This window comes from Corallococcus sp. CA047B (assembly GCF_003612065.1).
Lineage (GTDB): Bacteria > Myxococcota > Myxococcia > Myxococcales > Myxococcaceae > Corallococcus > Corallococcus praedator.
This window is the reverse complement of the sequence record NZ_RAWD01000043.1, coordinates 21,301-38,798: the sequence shown is the minus strand read 5'-3', so window position 1 is coordinate 38,798 and position 17,498 is coordinate 21,301. Positions and strand designations below refer to the sequence as shown.

At 69.9% G+C, this 17,498-nt stretch carries 16 protein-coding genes; 9 read left to right on the top strand and 7 right to left on the bottom strand.

Annotation, left to right across the window (positions count from 1 at the left end; translation table 11 throughout):
• On the bottom strand, positions 1-921 hold a 921-nt coding region (locus D7X74_RS10190; RefSeq protein WP_199741799.1), incomplete at its 3' end, for an SGNH/GDSL hydrolase family protein.
• A gap of 106 nt (positions 922-1,027) precedes the next feature.
• Here D7X74_RS10190 and D7X74_RS10185 point away from each other — a divergent pair.
• Positions 1,028-2,032 carry an SRPBCC domain-containing protein gene (locus D7X74_RS10185; protein WP_120532731.1) on the top strand — a complete coding sequence of 335 codons (1,005 nt, stop codon included), beginning with the start codon at positions 1,028-1,030 and terminating at the stop codon, positions 2,030-2,032.
• A gap of 5 nt (positions 2,033-2,037) precedes the next feature.
• On the opposite strand, the gene D7X74_RS10180 is transcribed toward D7X74_RS10185, so the two are convergent.
• Both D7X74_RS10180 and D7X74_RS10175 read right to left on the bottom strand, forming a co-directional pair.
• A complete protein-coding gene (locus D7X74_RS10180; protein ID WP_120532730.1) occupies positions 2,038-2,388 on the bottom strand; it encodes a carboxymuconolactone decarboxylase family protein in 351 nt (116 codons plus the stop codon).
• Positions 2,389-2,490: 102 nt separating this feature from the next.
• Positions 2,491-3,480: an aldo/keto reductase gene (locus D7X74_RS10175; RefSeq protein WP_120532729.1), complete on the bottom strand. Its 990-nt coding sequence runs from the start codon at positions 3,478-3,480 to the stop codon at positions 2,491-2,493.
• 328 nt (positions 3,481-3,808) lie between these two features.
• On the opposite strand from D7X74_RS10175, the gene D7X74_RS10170 reads away from it, so the two are divergent.
• From D7X74_RS10170 to D7X74_RS10155, 4 genes are all read left to right on the top strand, one after another.
• Positions 3,809-4,957, top strand: coding sequence for a hypothetical protein (locus D7X74_RS10170; RefSeq protein ID WP_120532728.1), 1,149 nt, complete (start codon positions 3,809-3,811; stop codon positions 4,955-4,957).
• 122 nt (positions 4,958-5,079) lie between these two features.
• The gene (locus D7X74_RS10165) at positions 5,080-6,327 is read left to right on the top strand and encodes a serine hydrolase (protein WP_120532727.1); all 1,248 of its coding nucleotides are present in this window, start codon (positions 5,080-5,082) and stop codon (positions 6,325-6,327) included.
• Between the two features lie 55 nt (positions 6,328-6,382).
• Positions 6,383-7,273 carry a bile acid:sodium symporter family protein gene (locus tag D7X74_RS10160; RefSeq protein ID WP_120532726.1) on the top strand — a complete coding sequence of 297 codons (891 nt, stop codon included), beginning with the start codon at positions 6,383-6,385 and terminating at the stop codon, positions 7,271-7,273.
• A 162-nt stretch (positions 7,274-7,435) separates the two neighbouring features.
• Entirely contained in the window at positions 7,436-7,903 is a 468-nt protein-coding gene (locus D7X74_RS10155; RefSeq protein WP_120532725.1) for a DoxX family protein, read from the top strand.
• A 64-nt stretch (positions 7,904-7,967) separates the two neighbouring features.
• Here D7X74_RS10155 and D7X74_RS10150 read toward each other — a convergent pair whose 3' ends face one another.
• Complete coding sequence (locus D7X74_RS10150; RefSeq protein WP_120532724.1) at positions 7,968-8,852, bottom strand: LysR substrate-binding domain-containing protein; 885 nt, start codon at positions 8,850-8,852, stop codon at positions 7,968-7,970.
• Between the two features lie 101 nt (positions 8,853-8,953).
• Here D7X74_RS10150 and D7X74_RS10145 point away from each other — a divergent pair, with 101 nt between their 5' ends.
• The 3 genes from D7X74_RS10145 to D7X74_RS10135 all read left to right on the top strand — a co-directional run bounded on the left by D7X74_RS10145 (position 8,954) and on the right by D7X74_RS10135 (position 12,557).
• Positions 8,954-10,585, top strand: coding sequence for an acetolactate synthase large subunit (locus D7X74_RS10145; RefSeq protein ID WP_120532723.1), 1,632 nt, complete (start codon positions 8,954-8,956; stop codon positions 10,583-10,585).
• 33 nt (positions 10,586-10,618) lie between these two features.
• The gene (locus tag D7X74_RS10140) at positions 10,619-12,052 is read left to right on the top strand and encodes an aldehyde dehydrogenase family protein (protein ID WP_120532734.1); all 1,434 of its coding nucleotides are present in this window, start codon (positions 10,619-10,621) and stop codon (positions 12,050-12,052) included.
• Between the two features lie 127 nt (positions 12,053-12,179).
• Positions 12,180-12,557 (top strand): DUF3060 domain-containing protein, encoded by a 378-nt coding sequence (locus D7X74_RS10135; RefSeq protein WP_120532722.1) that lies wholly within the window; start codon positions 12,180-12,182, stop codon positions 12,555-12,557.
• A gap of 29 nt (positions 12,558-12,586) precedes the next feature.
• Here D7X74_RS10135 and D7X74_RS10130 read toward each other — a convergent pair whose 3' ends face one another.
• On the bottom strand, positions 12,587-13,507 hold the full coding sequence (locus D7X74_RS10130; RefSeq protein WP_120532721.1) for a LysR family transcriptional regulator: 921 nt from the start codon (positions 13,505-13,507) through the stop codon (positions 12,587-12,589).
• A gap of 75 nt (positions 13,508-13,582) precedes the next feature.
• Here D7X74_RS10130 and D7X74_RS10125 point away from each other — a divergent pair, with 75 nt between their 5' ends.
• Entirely contained in the window at positions 13,583-14,584 is a 1,002-nt protein-coding gene (locus tag D7X74_RS10125; protein WP_120532720.1) for an aldo/keto reductase, read from the top strand.
• Positions 14,585-14,608: 24 nt separating this feature from the next.
• On the opposite strand, the gene D7X74_RS10120 is transcribed toward D7X74_RS10125, so the two are convergent.
• Both D7X74_RS10120 and D7X74_RS10115 read right to left on the bottom strand, forming a co-directional pair.
• On the bottom strand, positions 14,609-15,010 hold the full coding sequence (locus D7X74_RS10120; RefSeq protein WP_158620353.1) for a peptidase inhibitor family I36 protein: 402 nt from the start codon (positions 15,008-15,010) through the stop codon (positions 14,609-14,611).
• Between the two features lie 175 nt (positions 15,011-15,185).
• Positions 15,186-17,495: an AAA family ATPase gene (locus D7X74_RS10115; protein ID WP_120532718.1), complete on the bottom strand. Its 2,310-nt coding sequence runs from the start codon at positions 17,493-17,495 to the stop codon at positions 15,186-15,188.
• Positions 17,496-17,498: the final 3 nt, after the last annotated feature.

Sequence of the window (17,498 nt, the reverse complement as noted above, 5' to 3'; positions counted from 1 at the left end):
GCCTGGAGGCGGCGCGAGCCGGGGGATGGGCGGACCCGGGATGAGGGGCGTGGAGGGGAGCGGGCCGACGTGGGGGTAGTCCACGGGCGGCGCCTTGGCCTGCGCTGTCGCGGTGAGGTTGTTGTCCGCGAGCGTCCTGTTGATCCCCTTGAGGAGGGTGAACATGTCCACCAACCAGATGGGCTGTTCATCCCGGTGCGCCAGTTGCGTGTACTCGTCGAGCTTCGCGTTGAAGGCCCGGGCCCCGTTGGTGAGGTTCCACACCGACTGCTGGGTCTTCGTGGGCGCGTAGTAGACCGCGTCCGCGGGGTCCGGCAGGTTGAGCAGCGTGAAGTGGATCCTCCCGCCGGGGGTCGCCATGGCGAGCTCGTTGATGAGCTGGAAGATCTCCACGACGACCCGCTCCATGTCCGTGTGGGGACGCTTGTTGGTCACCAGGTCGTTCAGGCCGAACCAGATCATGAACATCGTCGTGCCGGGCAGACCGCCGGGACAGGCGGCCAGCTCCTTGCGGTAGCGCGTGACCTGCTGGCGGAATGTCCCGAGCCCCGTTCCGGGACGGTCCGACGCACCCATCGCGCCGCCCTCGGCGTAGTTCACATATGTGATGGGCCGCCCGAAGCCTGAATCCTGATTCGAGTCCCGGCTGAGCGAGCGGTGGACCTGCGTCGCCGCCAGGCTCCGGACCTTCGCGGTCGCCTTCTTGTCGAAGGGATCGTCCCCGTGGAACATCGAAATCCCACCGGCCCACTCCCAGAGGAAGTCCGTCCAGTTCTTCCCGTCGCTGAAGCGCCCCAGCTCGTTGGTCAGCATCAGCCCGGTGGTGTTCGCGAACATACCCAGCCCGGTGTCGGCCTTGTTGCCGATGTCCGACATGCTGTCGCCAAAGATGATCAGGTTGTCGAGCTGGGTTCGCGGCATGGCTGTCTTTCTCCGGGGTCGAGCGCTCCGGGGAAAACTCTACCCCTGTCCGCCGCCCCAACCCCTCTGATAAGTCGGGACGAAACGCGTCGGGGGTCCAAAGACAATGGCGACGAAGACTCGGGAACCGCAGCCCATCGACGCGTATCTGGCGAGCCTCACGGACCCGGCGGCGAAGAAGACGTTGCGAGCGCTGCGGATGCAGCTCCGGAAGCTGCTCCCAGGCGCCACCGAGACGATCAGCTACAGGATGCCCACTTTCAAGGTGGACGGGAACGCCGTGGCGGGTTTCGCGTTCTTCAAGACCCACTGCGGCTACTACCCCTTCAGCGGCGGTGTGGTGCCGGCGCTGAAGTCAGAGCTGGACGGCTACACCACGTCGAAGAGCGGCATCACCTTTCCGCCCGACCAGCCGCTCCCGGTGAAGCTGGTGAAGATGCTGGTGCAGGCGCGGCTCGCGGAGATCGCCACGCGTGGGAAGAAGCCCGCGGTCGCGAGCAGGAAGGCGCTCATCACCGAACGCGTGACAGACGCCGCCGTGAAGGAGGCCACCGGACGTGACTGGAAGGCCTGGATGCGTGCCCTGGACAAGGCGGGAGGGGCCGGGCTGAATCACAAGCAGCTCGTCGCGCACCTGGCCCGCGAGGTCGAGTCCGGTTGGTGGCAGCAGTCCATCTCGGTCGCGTATGAGCAGGCGCGGGGCAAGCGGGTGGTGGGGGAGACGGCCGCGACGGGCTTCCAGGTGGGCGTGGTGCGCACGCTGCCGATGAGCGCCCCCCAGGTGTGGGAATGGCTCACGACGCAGCCGGACCACTGGCTTGGCGCGGGCGCGACGTTGAAGCTCGAAAAGGGGAGCCGCTATGAGGTCCCCAAGCGTCGCGGAGCGCCAGCGGTGCACGGGGAGATCCGCGTGGTGAAGCCCGGGCAGCGCCTGCGCATGACCTGGCAGCCAGACGGCTGGAAGAAGCCGGCGACCCTGCAGTTCACGCTGACGCCGAAGCCGCGGGGCGTCTCCCTTGTCGTGCACATGGAGAAGCTCCCGGACGCGAAGGCCCGGGAGGTGATGCGGGAGCGCTGGTCGGAGATCCTCACGGGCCTCGCGAAGGACTGACCCCGTCAGGGCTCGCGAGCCCCGCCTTGCGGTCGATGGGCGAACAGCTCCTTGTAGCGCGCCGCGGCCGACATGGCGTTGGGCCAGCCGGCGTAGAACGCCAGGTGCGTGATGAGCTCGACGAGCTCCTCCTGCGTCACGCCGTTCTCGATGGCGCGCGGAAAGTGGAAGGTCATCTGTTCGGTCTTGCCGGTCGCCACCAGCGCCGCGCAGGTGATGAGGCTGCGGTCGCGCTTGGACAGTTGGGGTCGCTCCCAGACGTCCCCGAACAGGACGTCGTCGGTGAGTTCGGCCAGCTTCGGCGCGAAGTCACCCAGGGCCTTCTGGGCGGCGGATGCGGGCTTCTTTGTCTCCATGTGTGGTCTTCCTTCCAGCGAAGGGGTGAGGAAGCTGATCAGATTCCTCTTTGAGAGGTGAAGGTGGAGGGCCGGGCGGAGACCTCCGCTCCGGCCCGGTTCTCAGCGACCGACCCTGGCCTGGAGGTGCGCTGGGTAGCGCTCGCCCTGCACCGTGAAGTGGGAGAGGGCGCCGTTGATGTCACGCAGCTCCTCGGGCGTCAGCGTGACGGCCGCCGCTCCGGCGTTCTCCTCCAGGCGGTGCAGCTTGGTGGTGCCCGGGATGGGGACGATCCACGGCTTCTGGGCCAGCAGCCACGCGAGCGCGAGCTGTCCCCGGGTCACCTTCTTCCGTGCCGCCAGCTCACCGAGGATCGCCACCAGGTCCTGGTTCGCCTTCCGGGCCTCCGGCGCGAAGCGCGGGACGACGTTGCGGAAGTCCGTGCTGTCGAAGGTCGTGCTCTCGTTGATGGCTCCCGTGAGGAAGCCCTTGCCGAGCGGGGAGAAGGGCACGAAGCCGATGCCCAGCTCCTCCAGGGTCGGCAGGATCTCCTTCTCGGGTTCCCGCCACCACAGGGAGTATTCGCTCTGGAGGGCGGTGACCGGCTGGACCGCGTGCGCTCGGCGGATCGTCTGGGCGCCGGCTTCGGACAGGCCGAAGTGCTTGACCTTGCCTTGCTGGATCAGCTCCTTCACCGTGCCGGCGACCTCCTCGATCGGCACGTTCGGGTCGACGCGATGTTGATAGAAGAGATCGATGCGGTCGGTCTTGAGCCGCTTGAGCGCCGCCTCGGCGACGGCCTTGATGTGCTCCGGCCGGCTGTTCATGCCGCTCTGGCCGCCGGCGTCGTCGAAGTCGAAGCCGAACTTGGTGGCGATCACCACCTGGTCCCGGATGGGCGCGAGGGCTTCGCCCAGGAGCGTTTCGTTCTTGTAGGGGCCGTACGCTTCGGCGGTGTCGAAGAAGGTGATCCCCCGCTCGAAGGCCGACCGGATCAACTGGATGGCCTGTTGCGTGTCCGTCGCCGGGCCGTAGCCATAGCTCAACCCCATGCAGCCGAGGCCGATGGCTGAAACTTCCAGGCCGCTGTTTCCAAGTTTGCGCTTCTGCATTGTCGTTCACCCCGTTCGCCAGGAAAGCTAAGGCCCGGGGGTGGGGATGACTACACACCCTGCGCCAACAGGCTCTTAAGGGATGTTTAACAATGGCGTGGCGGCTGACGGGGGGGCGTAGGCTGCGAGCAGGGAAGCCAGCGGCGAACCTGCCCATCCGCTCGCACGCACCCTGAGCACGGGAGGCGTGTCCGCTTCAGGTCAGCCTGGCCAGGGCCATCCCGGTGCCAGGTGAGCGAGCCCTTTGCTGTATTCCTCTGTCGGGTCGAAGTGGCCCATGACGTCCAGGTGGAAGTCCGTAGGGAAACCGATGAAAGGCGAAGCTGACATGAAGATGAAGACCTACTTCCGAAGTCACCGGGCGCTGTGCCTGCTGCTGGCAGGGGTGCTGCTGTCTGCCTGCGAGAAAGACGAGCCGAAGCCAGAGCCTGATCCTGGTTCGGACGTGTTGCGCCCCGGGGCCAGCGGGGAAGGGGAGCTGACGGAGCAGGGGCAGCGGGTCCGCTACAAGCTGGCCACGCAGGCTGGCCACTTCTACCGTTTCGGATGCGAAGGCGACAACCTGCCCCGCTGCGAGGTGCGGAGGCTGGACCCGGGCACGCTGGAGCCCCTGCCGCCCGCCTCGGACAAGGTCGCCGCCCACGCCAGCACGACCTGGCGCGCGGCGGTGGACGAGACCGCCGTCGTGGATGTGCGGTCGTCCGTCAACACGGACGTCCAGGTCGGCAGGTATGCCTTCGACTTCTCCGAGACCGATGACACCGAGGGCAACACGCCAGAGGACGCTGTTTCCCAGCCGGTGCCGGCGGAGTTCACGGGCCGCGTGAACGCTCCGGTCCCGGACGACGTGGATGTCTTCCGGTTCTCCATCCCCCAGGGTCACATCCTGTCGGTGCTCTGCATCGGGACGGACGGCGACGCACCCGACACGGAGGTGGTGAGGGCGGATGGGACGTTGCTCAACAGGTACACCTATCTGGGCCCCAGGGACGGGGAGTCAGCGCTGTCCGCCGAGAATGACCTCGGAGAGGATCTCTTCCTGCGCGTCTCCTTCAAGGCGGCGCAAGGGCGGGGCCAGGTGGAGGGCTATCGCTGCACGGTGAAGGACGACGGGCTGGACGATCATTCCGACGCGCCGCTGGCGGCCACGGTGGTGGCGGTGCCCTCCACGACGGCCGTGGTCTTCTGGCCCACGGGCGACGTGGACGTGCTCGCGGTGGACCTGGTGGAAGGCCACAAGTACCGGCTGTCCACGGTTTCGGGGGGCTATCCGTTCTATGCCGGCACGACGGTGATGGATGCCCAGGGGGCGGTCATCGCGAAGGACCTCGTGAGCAACTACAACTCAGGGGCGGACTTCACGGCGCCTGGCACCGGGCGCTACTTCCTTTCACTCCGGCGCATCTTCGGTCCCGGTGTCTGGAAGTTCATCTTCCCCACGGCCTTCACCTACAGCATCTCCGAGGTCGCGCCCTGAATCCCCCAGGGTGACGCGCCCGTGGAAGCGCGCGGCTCCCGGTCCCGGTGACAGCCCGGGACCGGAGCGGTGTTCCATCCGCCGCCGGCAACCCCCGGCGTTCCCCAACGAGGAGATGGAACATGGCGGTCCTGCACCGTGGATTGCGGCTGGGCATGACGTTGCTTGCGAGTGTGATGGCTCCCGCATGTGGACCCGAGTTCCCGCCCGGAAGCGTTCCGGAGGTGGGAGAACTCGAGTCGACCGGAGTGGGGCTGGAGGAGGGGGCGCGCCTGCCCCCACTCAATCGCGAGGCCCTGCGGCAGGCCATTTCGGGCCTGCCGGACGGGGAGGTGACGGGCGCGCTCGTCCGGGTCGATGGCGCGGAGGGGCGGTGGATCGGGGCGTCCGGCGTGGCGGACGTGCGGACGGGGGCGCCGGTGCGGGCGGATGCACGCTTCCGCATCGGCAGCATGACCAAGACCTTCACCGCCACCGTGGTGTTGCAGCTCGCCGCCGAGCGCCGACTGGACCTGGACCGGCCCGTCCAGGAGTACCTGCCGCGCCTCCTGCCCGCGAACGTCTACGCTCCCATCACGGTGCGGCAGTTGCTCAATCACACGCATGGCCTGCCCGGCGTGCCGGTGCCGCAGAAGGATCCGGAGTGGTTCTTCGTGAACCGGTTCCGGCGCTACAGCCCCCGGGAGCTCGTCTCGCTGGCCTTGCCCGAGGGGCCGCGATTCGCGCCGGGCACGCAGCAGCAGTACGGCAACATCGGCTACATCGTCGCGGGGCTGCTCATCGAGCAGGTGACGGGCCGTCCCTATGGTGACGCGGTGCGGGACCGCATCCTGCGTCCGCTGGGGCTGCGGGACACCTTCGTGCCCGGCAACCTGGTGACGATTCCCGGGCCGCATGCCCATGGCTATGAGGTGGTCGCGGCGCAAGGGGAGGGGTGCCCGACGGGGGCCATCGCCTACCAGGGGCGGTGTCTGGTGGACGTCACGGAGGCCAGTCAGTCCGTCCCCTGGGCCGCGGGCGAGATGATCTCCAGCACGGCCGACCTGGACCGCTTCCTCGTCGCGCTCTTCCAGGGCCGGCTGCTGCCGCGTGCGCAGATGGAGGCGCTGTTCACCGTCCCGGACGTGCCCGCCGTGGGAGGCGGCCGCGCCACCTACAGCGCGGGGCTGTCTCGCATGGACGTCAACGGCCTCACGCTGTGGGGCAAGAGCGGCGACCGGCACGGCTACAACAACGGGATGGGGGCCACGCGCGACCTGCGCCGGCGGCTCATCTATTCGGTCAACACGCTGCGCATGGGGCAGGACCGGCCGGACATCGCCGCGCGCATCGTCGCGGCGGCCATGGCTGGCCTCCAGGCCAATCCCTAGGGTCCCAGGGACCGGGGCTTTCTGGCAGAGTGCGTGCTTTTGCTGGGGGCCCGCCATGCAGACCAGTGTCATCACCGAGGTGTTCCTGCCGATCGCGCTGGGCGTGATCATGCTTGGCCTTGGTTTGAGCCTTTCGCTCGCCGACTTCCGCCGCGTGGCCCAGTTTCCGCGCGCGGCGCTGGTGGGCCTGGGCTGTCAGACGTTGCTCATGCCGGTGGTGTGTTACGGCATCGCGGTCGGCTTCGGTCTGCCTCCGCAACTGGCCGTGGGGTTGATGCTGCTGGCGGCCTCGCCGGGCGGTGCGACCGCGAACCTCTTCAGCCACCTGGCCAAGGGCGATGTCGCGCTGAACGTCAGCCTGACGGCGGTCAACAGCGTGCTGTCGCTGTTCACGCTGCCGCTCATCGTGAACTTCTCCCTCCTGCATTTCATGGGGGAGGAGCGCGCCATTCCGTTGCAGTTCGCCAAGATCGTCCAGGTGTTCGGCATCGTCCTGGTGCCCATCTCGCTGGGAATGTGGGTGCGCGCGAAGTGGCCGGCGCTCGCGGACCGGTTGGACAGGCCGGTGCGCATCATGTCGGCGCTGTTCCTGGTGCTGGTGGTGGCCGCCGCGATCATCAAGGAGCGGGCGCAGTTGGTGACCTACTTCCAGAGCGTGGGGCTCGCGGCGCTCGCGTTCAACCTGGCCAGCATGGCGGTGGGCTTCGTGGTGCCCATGCTGCTGCGCATCGAGCGCAAGCAGGCGGTGGCGATCGCGATGGAGGTGGGCATCCACAACGGCACGCTGGCCATCGCCATCGCGTCCAGCCCGCGACTGCTCAACGACGGCGTGATGGCCATTCCCGCGGCCATCTACAGCGTCATCATGTTCTTCACCGCGGGCGTCTTCGGAGCCCTCGTCGCCCGGAGACAGGCCGCGAGCGTGGCCGCCGTGAGCCCCCGGTAGGCAGGCCGACGGTCGCGGGTTCAACCCCGGGCGTGTGGGGCCGTGTGGGGGCTTCCGGGAAAAAGAGGGGGCAGTGTCGATGGATGGGCGCGTCGTTCGTCGCGGAAGTAGAAGCCCGCGCATCCACCTGAACGCGGCACGCCCCCTTTCCCGGAGCACCTCATGGACACTGCCCTTTCCCCCGCTTCCACCCCCGTGGAGGCTTCCCAGCAGAAGAAGAAGTCGCTGACCCGGTTCCTGCCGACCATCGCTCGCGTGCTGATGGGGCTCGTCTTCTTCGTCTTCGGCCTGAACGGCTTCCTCGACTTCATCCCGCCGCCGCCGAACCTGGATCCGGCGGACCCGGCGGTCGCCTTCGGCATCGCGATGAAGGCGACGGGCTACCTGTTCTGGCTGGTGAAGGGCACGGAGGTGGTGGTGGGCGCGCTGCTGCTGACCAACCGCTTCGTGCCGCTGGCGCTGGCGCTCATCGCGCCCGTCCTCGTGAACATCTTCATGGTCCATGCGCTCCTGGCGCCCGCCGGCCTGGGGCTCGCGGTGGTGCTCATGACGCTGGAGCTCTTCCTGGCCTGGTCCTACCGCGCGGTGTACCGCCCCATGCTCGGCATGCGGGTCGCCCCCGGCGCTTGAGCCTGATGGCGAAGCGGGGCTTCACGTCCCGCTTCGCCCGTTGCACGAACGCGTCGGACAGGCCTCAGCCCGCGTCCTCCTTCGCCCGGGCGCGGACCTCCGCCGCGAACAGCTCCGCCGCGGGCGTGCGGGGTGCTCCCTTTCGCCAGAGGAGCGCCGCCAGCTCGGAGCGGGGCGCTGGGGACAATCGCTTCACCACCAGGCGCTCCGCGTCCGCGAGTCGCGGCTCCGGAAGCACCGTGACGGCGAGCCCCGCGCGGACGATGGCCAGCACCGTGGCCACCGCATTCGATTCGAGCGCGACCCGGGGGGCGAACCGCATCGCCGCGAAGTGCGCGTCCACCCGCGCGCGAACCCGCAGCCCGCGCGACAGCAACGCGAACGGCTCCTCCGCGAGCAGCTTCACCCCCACGGACTCCGCCCCCGCCAGCGCGTGCCCCCGCGCGACGACGAGCGCGAGCCGGCTGTCGAAGACGGGCTCCGCATCCAGGTCCGTCAGGCGTGCGGGCGCATAGCCCAGCCCCACGTCCAGCCTGCCGTCCGCAAGCCGCCGCTCCAGCCTTCTCACGACGGCCTCCTCCGCGCTCAGCGCCAGCCCGGGATGTCTGCGGAGCACCGCCGTGAGCGCTGGCACGACGATGCCGCGCATGCTCGGTGGGTAGCCCACGCGGAGCGCTCCCGTGGCCAGCCCCCGCAGCGCGCCCACCGCCGACAGGCCCGCGTTCACGTCCTCCAACGCGCGGGACGCATACGTGCGGAACAGCTCCCCCGCCTGTGTCAGCCGCACCCCTGCGCGGGCCCGCTCGAAGAGCGGTGTGCCGACCTCCTCCTCCAACTGACGGATCTGCTGCGACAGCGTGGGCTGGGAGATGTGCACCCGCCGCGCTGCGCGCCCGAAGTGCAGCGTGTCAGCGACGGCGGAGAAGTAGCGGAGGTGTCGGAGCTCCATGGGCCCATCATAGATGGCATCTATCGGCTCGATGAGAACAGACGAATGTACGAATCGAGGCCCGCGGGTACATCTTCCTCGCCACGAAGGAGAGGGACCCCATGAAGGCATCAGACCTGTTCGTCAAAGCGCTCGAAGCGGAGGGCGTGCGCTGCGTCTACGGACTTCCCGGCGAGGAGAACCTGGACCTGCTCGAGTCCATGCGCGCCGCCGGCATGCGCCTCGTCGTCACGCGCCACGAGCAGGCCGCCGGCTTCATGGCCGCCACGCAGGGCCGGCTCACCGGGCGCGCGGGCGTGTGTCTGGCCACGCTGGGGCCGGGGGCCACCAACCTGGTCACCGCCGCCGCGTACGCCCAACTGGGCGCCATGCCCATGGTGATGCTCACCGGCCAGAAGCCCATCAAGGCCAGCAAGCAGGGCCACTTCCAGATCGTCGACGTCGTCGGGATGATGCGGCCCCTCACCAAGTCCACCCGCACGCTCGTCTCCGCGGAGCACGTCCCCTCGGCGGTCCGCGAGGCCTTCCGCCGGGCGGAGGAGGAGCGCCCCGGTGCCACCCACCTGGAGCTCCCCGAGGACGTGGCGCGCGAGTCCACCGACGCCGTGCCCCTGTCGCCCGGTGTCCTGCGCAGGCCCGTGGCCGACGAGGCGTCCATCGCCCAGGCCGTGGAGACCCTCGCGTCGGCCCGCCGCCCGCTCTTGATGATTGGCGCGGGGGCCAACCGCAAGCTCACCTCGGAGATGCTCCGCGCCTTCGTGGACCGCGTGGGATTGCCCTTCTTCAGCACGCAGATGGGCAAGGGCGTCGTGGATGAGGCGCACCCGCTGTGGATGGGCACCGCGGCGCTGTCCGACGGCGACTTCGTCCACCGCGCCATCGAGTCCTCGGACTGCATCCTCAACGTGGGCCACGACGTCATCGAGAAGCCCCCCTTCGTCATGCGCGACGGCCGCCGCACGGTGATCCACCTGGACTTCTCCTCCGCGGAGGTCGACCCCGTGTACTTCCCGCAGGTGCAGGTGACGGGAGACCTGGCCAATGCCGTCTGGCGCATCGCGGAGGGCGTGGGCACGCGCTCGCACTGGGACTTCACGCCCTTCGAGCGGGCGCGCGCGGGGCTCGACGCGCAGTTCGTGAGCGGCGCCGCCGACGACCGTTTTCCCATCTACCCCGCGCGGCTCGTCGCGGAGGTGCGGCGCGCCATGCCGGAGGACGGCGTCGTGTGCCTGGACAACGGCATGTACAAGCTCTGGTTCGCCCGCTACTACCGCTGCCGCCGGCCCAACACGCTGCTGCTCGACAACGCGCTCGCGACGATGGGCGCGGGCCTGCCGTCCGCCATCGCCGCGAAGCTCGTCCACCCCAAGCGCAAGGTGGTGGCCGTCTGTGGTGACGGCGGCTTCATGATGAACTCGCAGGAGCTGGAGACGGCGGTGCGCTTGAAGCTGGACCTGACGGTGGTCGTGGTGCGCGACGACGGCTACGGGATGATCCGTTGGAAGCAGGGGGAGATGGGCCTGCCGGACTTCGGGATGACGCTGGGCAACCCGGACTTCGTCCGCTACGCGGAGGCATACGGCGCGCGCGGACACCGCCCGTCGAGCGCCACCGAGTTCGGCGCCACGCTCGCGCGCTGCCTGGAGTCGGGCGGCGTGCACGTCATCGACCTGCCCATCGACTACCCGGACACCGCGCGGGCGCTGGGTGCCGGCGCGCTGGTGGAGGCGTGAGCCATGGGAACGAAAGAGAACGAGGAGAACACCATGCTGGCTGAGCGCTACCCGTACTACCTGGCCAACCGACCGCGACAGCCCAACGCGGCGCTGGCCGTCACCGACAAATACTCGGGGGACATCGTCACGCACGTGGCCGTCGCCGACGCGGCCGCGGTGGAGGAGGCCATCGCCGCCGCGGTGCGCGCGACAGGGCCGATGCGCAAGCTGCCGCCCTACGCCCGGCAGGAGGTGCTGGAGCACTGCGTGCGCCGCTTCCAGGAGCGGGCCGGGGAGCTCGCGCTCGCCCTGTGCATCGAGGCGGGCAAGCCGCTGCGCGACGCGCGGGCGGAGGTCACCCGCCTCATCGAGACCTTCAAGGCGGCGGCGGAGGAGGCCGTGCGCGGCGGGGGCGAGGTCCTCAACCTGGAGGTGTCGCGGCGCACGGAGGGCTACCGGGGCTTCACCCAGCGCGTGCCCGTGGGGCCGTGCTCCTTCATCACGCCGTTCAACTTCCCGTTCAACCTGGTGGCGCACAAGGTGGCCCCCGCCATCGCCGCGGGCTGCCCCTTCGTCCTCAAGCCGTCGGACCGCACGCCGGTGAGCGCGCTGCTCATGGCGGAGGTGCTCGCGGAGACGGACCTGCCCGAGGGCGCCTTCTCCGTGCTCCCCACGCGCCTGGAGGACGTGGGCCCGTTCATCGAGGACGACCGGTTGAAGCTCCTGTCGTTCACCGGCTCGGAGAAGGTGGGGTGGGACCTGAAGGCGCGCGCTGGCCGCAAGAAGGTGGTGCTGGAGCTGGGCGGCAACGCGGCCTGCGTGGTGGACGCGGATCAGGCCGGGCGCCTGGACTTCGTCGCGGACCGCATCGCCCAGGGCGCCTTCTTCCAGGCGGGGCAGAGCTGCATCTCGGTGCAGCGCGTGTTCGCGCACGCGTCGCTGTACGAAGCCCTGCGGGAGCGGCTCGTCGCGCGGGCCCGGGCCCTGCGTCCGGGCAACCCCCGGGACGAGTCCACCACGCTGGGGCCCCTGATTGACGAGCCCGCGGCGCGGCGGCTGGAGGGGTGGATTCAACAGGCCGTGCAGCAGGGGGCCCGGGTGCTGGCCGGGGGAGGGCGGCGCGGCGCGCTGCTCGAGGCCACGGTGCTGGAGGGCGTCCTCGAGGACGCGCCGCTGTGCGCGGAGGAGGCCTTCGGGCCCGTCGTGCTGCTCCAACCGTTCCAGGACTTCGACGAGGCCCTGCGCCAGGTGAATGCCGGACGCTATGGCCTGCAAGCAGGCCTCTTCACGCAGGACGTGTCGCGGGCGATGCGGGCCTGGGACGAGCTGGAGGTGGGCGGCGTCGTCGTCGGTGACGTGCCGAGCTTCCGCGTGGACACCATGCCCTACGGCGGGGTGAAGGGCTCCGGGCTGGGGCGCGAAGGCGTGAAGTACGCCATGGAGGACATGACGGAAGTGCGGCTGCTCGTGCTCCGTCAGGGTTGAACTGTCACACGGGGGCGGGAACGGGCCCCTGCCTTCGGCCGGAAGTTGAATATCCCGCCGACCGTCACGTAGATGGGGCCGTGCGGCGCCAGGCCCGGCCCGCCTCTTACGTTTGGGGACTCAACGAATGAACAGGAAGCTCGGCACGGCAGTGTTCATGATGATGGCGTGCACCTTCGGCCCGATGACGGCCGCCGCGGAGGAGGACGATGAGTCGGCGAGCGAGGCCACCATCGATGTCACCGGCACCGGCGAGACGTCCACCCACGAGTGCAAGCCGGACAGCACGGTGGAGATCACCGGCGCGTCCAACAACGTCACGCTGACCGGCGAGTGCAAGAGCGTCACCGTGAACGGCTCCAGCAACGTCGTGAAGGTGGAGGCCACCCGCGTCATCGACGTGACGGGGGCGTCCAACACCGTCACCTGGAAGCGCGGTCACGGCAAGTCGAAGCCGAAGGTCAGCCGCACCGGCATGGGCAACAAGATCACCCAGGAGAAGTAATGCCCCGGGGCGACGCGTGACCCCGCCGGTCACGCGTCGCGCCAGAGGTCCTTCGTCACCTGCACCACGCGGTCGCGGATGAAGCGGATGGCCTCGTCGTCCTCGACCGCGCCCCGCCAGAGCAGCTCCAGCGGCGTCCCCTGCAGCGCGAGCGGCACCGCCGTCGACTGGAGGTGCGGGCGCAGCCGGAGGATGTCGCGCGCGACCATGAGTGGCACCGTGGCGAGCAGCGCACTGCCATCCACCAGGGCGCCGATGCTCTGGAACGTCGGCACCGACACCCGGACACGGCGCTGGACGTCGAAGTGGTCCTCCACGACGCCGCGCAGGTCTCCGTTGTACGAGACGATGACGTGCTCGTGCTCCAGGTAGCGCTCCAAGGTGAGGCGCCTTCCGACGCGCGCATGGCGCGGGTCATACAGGCACACGAAGCCCCCGTTGAAGAGCTCCAGGCGCTGGGTGCCGGCCGGAAGCTCATCCGCCACCGTCACCGCGAGGTCCACCGTCGAGCGGGTCAGGGCCTCCACGACGGTGCGGAACTGGACCGGCAGCACCACCAGCGTCATGCGCGGCGCTTCCCGGGCAAGGATTTGGAGGAGGGGAGGGAGCAGCCAGGCCTCGGTCACGTCCGACAGGCCAAGGCGCACCGTCCGCTCGCTCGTCATCGGGTCGAAGGACACCGGTGACAGCGTGGCCTCCACGAGCGCCCCCAGGTGCGGCCGCGCCGAAGCCAGCAGGCGCTCGCCGCGCGTGGTCAGCACCAGCCCCCGCCCCGAGCGGACGAAGAGGGGCGCGCCCACCGCGGACGCGAGCCGTCTCAGCGCCGCGCTCACCGCGGGCTGCGTGAGGTAGAGGCGCTCGGCCGCCGCCGTGACGCTGCCGGCCTCCGCCACCACGATGAAGACGCGGAGCAGGTTGAGGTCCAGGTTCCTTCCATAGATGGCGTTCATGATTGGGATACATCCTATTCAATGGATTTCAGCGTGGCGAATGATGAATCTCTGCTCACACGGAAGGGGCGACACATGGCCACGCAAGAGACGAAGCAGGCGCAGCGCACGGTGAAGCTGGGGGCCACGGGGCCGGACGTATTCCCGCTCGGGCTGGGGTGCATGGGCATGTCGGGCATGTACGGCGCGACGGATGACGCGGAGAGCATCCGGACCGTCCAGGCCGCCATCGAGCGGGGTGTCACGCTCATCGACACCGGGGACTTCTACGGGATGGGCCACAACGAGCTGCTGGTGGGGCGCGCCATCGCGGGCCGGCGGGAGCGGGTGCAGCTGTCGGTGAAGTTCGGGGCGCTGCGCGGGCCGGATGGAAGCTGGATGGGCATGGACATGCGTCCCGCCGCGGTGAAGACCTTCGCGGCCTACAGCCTGAAGCGGCTGGGGGTGGACGTCATCGACATCTACCGCCCCGCGCGGTTGGACCCCGCGGTCCCCATCGAGGACACCATCGGTGCCATCGCGGACCTCGTGAAGGCCGGCTACGTGCGCCACATCGGGCTGTCAGAGATGGGGGCGGAGACGATCCGCCGCGCGCACCGCGTGCACCCCATCGTCGACCTGCAGATTGAATACTCGGTGGCGAGCCGTGGCCCCGAGGCGGACATCTTCCCCGTGCTCGCGGAGCTGGGCATCAGCGCGACGCTCTACGGTGTCTTTTCCCGGGGGCTGCTGACGGGGAGCAAGCCGAAGGGGCAGGGGGACTACCGCGCGTACCTGCCGCGCTTCGCGGGCGACAACGGCGAGAAGAACCAGGACAGCGTGGCCGCCTTCCAGCGCTTCGCCCAGGAGCGCCGGATGACGCCGGGTCAGCTCGCGATCGCCTGGGTGATGGCGCGCCAGCCGGCCTTCGTTCCCGTGGTGGGCGTGAAGACGCAGGCACAGCTGGACGACGCGCTGGGCGCCCTCACCCGGCCGCTGTCGAAGGAGGACGCGGCGGCGCTGGAGTCGCTGGTGACGATTGCCGGCGACCGCTACCCGGCGGAGCAGATGCACCACCTGGACAGCGAGCGCCGGTAGCCGCGCCGGGGCCTGCCCGCGGGGTCAGTACACCCAGACGCTCTTCGGCTGGAAGGGCAGGGTGCTCTGTCCCGAGTGCGGATCAACGGGGTGCGGACCGCCGACACAGTCCTCGTTGAGGAACAGCGACGCGTAGTAGTTCCCCGTGTTGATGGCCGAGTACGCGCGGTCCTCCCAGCCGTGCTCCGGCAGGTTCACGCACACCCCCACGCCGGGCGTGATGGAACGGACGTTCCAGACCGCACCCGTGTAGTCCACGCCGTCGAACAGGCAGAGCACGCCCGAGAAGGGACAGGGTGAGTCGTCCTGGGCCACCGCGCTTCCCGGGGTCAGCAGCGACGCGACCGCCAGGGCTCCGGTCGCCACGAGGATGCGCCACCGGGGCGCGTGGCGATGCATGGAAAGACGCTTGAACCAGTTCACCATGGATCCTCCTCTGCCCTTCAAGGGCAGGTCCTTTGTGAGCCAAGGAGGATAGTCAGTCTTGCTGGAAATGCAGGACTTTCGCTGCTGCGGTGAAAGTGTGGTGATTGGGCAATGAGAGACGCCCTCGACCCTCCGCGTCTGTCTTCCATTGAGCATGCATGACGCAGCGCAATCGCTACGGGCCGAGCTCCACCGTTCCTTCCGTCCCCACCCGCAGCACCACCTGGGCGGGTGGGGCGCTTGCGTGTCCGGCGAGCCACTGGGCCAGCCGGGTGACGACGTGCTGCTCCACCGCGCGCTTCAGGGGTCGGGCGCCGTAGCGCGCATCGAAGCCGGTGCGCGCCAGGTACTCCACCACGTCCTCGCCGAAGGACACCTTCACACCCCGACGGGTGAGCCCCTCGCGCGCCAGGGCCGCCTCCAGTGTGCGCCGCGCCAGGGCCCGGATGACGTCCGGCGTGAGGGGCCGGTAGGGCACCACCTGATCCAGCCGATTCAGCAGTTCGGGTCGGAAGAAGGCGGTGGCTGCGCCCAGGTAGTGCTGCTCCAGGTCGCGCACGCTGCCCCCGCCGAAGCCCAGCGAGCGCCCCGCGCTGTCCGCGCCCAGGTTGCTGGTGAGCAGCACCACCGTGTTGCGGAAGCTGACGGTGCGGCCGGTGCCGTCCGTGAGGCGTCCCTCGCCCAATACCTGGAGGAGCAGGTCATGGACGCCCGCGTCCGCCTTCTCCACTTCGTCCAGCAGCACCACGCCGAAGGGCTGCTCACGCACGCGGCGCGCAAGGCCGCCCTGCTGGCCGCCCACCTCGCCCACCAGTCGCGCGGCGCTGCCGGGCGCCGCGTACTCCGCCATGTCGAAGCGGGCCAGCCGGGACGTGTCGCCGAAGAGGTACTCCGCCAGCGCCAGCGCGGACTCTGTCTTGCCCACGCCGGTGGGGCCCAGCAGCAGGAAGGCGCCCAGCGGGCGGGACGGGTCCGCCAGCCCCGTCTTCAGCGTGACGATGAGGTTGCGCAGCAGCAGCGTGGCCTCGTCCTGGCCGACGATGCGCTCGCGGAAGCGCCGCAGCAGGGCCTCCGGATCCAATCGCACGGACGTGTCCACCAGCTCGCGCGGGTAGCCGGTGCGCGTGCAGAAGGCCTGCGTCACCCCGGCCGCGTCCACTTCTCCGGTGGAGGAGGGCTGGGTGCTGGCCGAGCGCAAGAGGGCCACCGCGCCCCCGGGAGGTGGGCCGTCTCCGAAGCGCTCCGTCAATTCGGCGGCGCGCTCCAGCGCGTCCTGCGTGAAGCGCACCTTGCGCGCGCGGGCCACCCGCTGCGAGGCCTGCTGGAGCGCGGAGCGCGCGGCCACGGCGGCCAGGGGCGCCACCGAGAGCTGCCGCAGCGCCTGCAGGAAGGCCCCGTGCGTCCGCTCCGCGCGGGCCACGTCCTCCGGGGTGGCCTCCAGCACCAGCGCCACCTCTCCGCCCTCCAGGGCCGGTAGCAGGTGACGCGCCACGTCCAGCCCCGTGTCGCCGCCGCCCAGCGAGAGCAGCTCCGACAGGCTGTCCAGGTGCAGCACCGCGCGGCGCACGCGCAGCGCCTCCACCATGTGCTGTACGCGCTCCTGCCACTGCCCCAGGTAGCGCATGCCGGCCATGATGCGGCCGCCCGACGTGCTGTAGACCTCCAGGCCGCGCAGGGGATGGCCCACGGCGGCGACTTCCGCGCGCTGCACCAGTTCGTGCACGAGCGCTGTCTTGCCCACCGACGCCGGGCCCACCAGCAGCACGCTGGCGCGGCTGCTCGCGGTGACGGCCTCGGCGAGCCGGGCCACCTCCGCGTCGCGCTCCCACGCGCGCTCCAGCAGTCCGGCGCGCGCCTCTTCGTTGAGGCAGCGGCTGGCCTCCGCGAGCCCGGGAGGCGGTGGCAGGCGCTTCGGCTGCTTCGAGGTCTCCTCGTCGGCGCGGGCCTTCGGCGTCTGCTTCCCGCGCGACGGCACGGACAGCGTCTCCACCGACTCCTCGCCCAGGTACGCCAGCCCGTGCAGCCGCTCCAGCGGCGCGAGGTACAGCTCGTGGCGGACCAGCTCCTCCACGTAGGACTCCAGGTCCGCCGCGTCGTGCAGCATGCCCTCCACGCCCACGCGCGGCACCCACACCCGCAGCGGCCCCTTCGCCTTCGCCTTCGCCGTGTCGCCCTTGCGCGCGGTGCGAGACGCGCCGCGCCCGCCGTGGGTCACCACCGTGAGGCGCAGCGGTACGGGCAACAGCCGCCCGTGCTGCATGGCGCGCACGGTGAAGGCCATGCGGCGCTGGCGCAGATCCTCCCAGTGCGTCACGTCATCCCACAGCTCGCCGCGGCGCAGGAGGCGGCCCACCACCTCCGCCAGGTCCAGCCGCGCGGTGCTCAGGTCGGCGGCGAACGACGCCAGGTGCGGGTGCGTCAGCACGTGGGCCGCCACGCCCAGTCCCGGGTAGCGGCGCACGAAGAGATGAAAGTTCTTGTCCATGGC

Bases quoted from the DNA above. Each gene is read 5' to 3' on its own strand.
- D7X74_RS10185 (WP_120532731.1), top strand. From the start codon at position 1,028: ATGGCGACGAAGACTCGGGAACCGCAGCCCATCGACGCGTATCTGGCG.
- D7X74_RS10180 (WP_120532730.1), bottom strand. From the start codon at position 2,388: ATGGAGACAAAGAAGCCCGCATCCGCCGCCCAGAAGGCCCTGGGTGAC.
- D7X74_RS10175 (WP_120532729.1), bottom strand. From the start codon at position 3,480: ATGCAGAAGCGCAAACTTGGAAACAGCGGCCTGGAAGTTTCAGCCATC.
- D7X74_RS10170 (WP_120532728.1), top strand. From the start codon at position 3,809: ATGAAGATGAAGACCTACTTCCGAAGTCACCGGGCGCTGTGCCTGCTG.
- D7X74_RS10165 (WP_120532727.1), top strand. From the start codon at position 5,080: ATGGCGGTCCTGCACCGTGGATTGCGGCTGGGCATGACGTTGCTTGCG.
- D7X74_RS10160 (WP_120532726.1), top strand. From the start codon at position 6,383: ATGCAGACCAGTGTCATCACCGAGGTGTTCCTGCCGATCGCGCTGGGC.
- D7X74_RS10155 (WP_120532725.1), top strand. From the start codon at position 7,436: ATGGACACTGCCCTTTCCCCCGCTTCCACCCCCGTGGAGGCTTCCCAG.
- D7X74_RS10150 (WP_120532724.1), bottom strand. From the start codon at position 8,852: ATGGAGCTCCGACACCTCCGCTACTTCTCCGCCGTCGCTGACACGCTG.
- D7X74_RS10145 (WP_120532723.1), top strand. From the start codon at position 8,954: ATGAAGGCATCAGACCTGTTCGTCAAAGCGCTCGAAGCGGAGGGCGTG.
- D7X74_RS10140 (WP_120532734.1), top strand. From the start codon at position 10,619: ATGCTGGCTGAGCGCTACCCGTACTACCTGGCCAACCGACCGCGACAG.
- D7X74_RS10135 (WP_120532722.1), top strand. From the start codon at position 12,180: ATGAACAGGAAGCTCGGCACGGCAGTGTTCATGATGATGGCGTGCACC.
- D7X74_RS10130 (WP_120532721.1), bottom strand. From the start codon at position 13,507: ATGAACGCCATCTATGGAAGGAACCTGGACCTCAACCTGCTCCGCGTC.
- D7X74_RS10125 (WP_120532720.1), top strand. From the start codon at position 13,583: ATGGCCACGCAAGAGACGAAGCAGGCGCAGCGCACGGTGAAGCTGGGG.
- D7X74_RS10120 (WP_158620353.1), bottom strand. From the start codon at position 15,010: ATGGTGAACTGGTTCAAGCGTCTTTCCATGCATCGCCACGCGCCCCGG.
- D7X74_RS10115 (WP_120532718.1), bottom strand. From the start codon at position 17,495: ATGGACAAGAACTTTCATCTCTTCGTGCGCCGCTACCCGGGACTGGGC.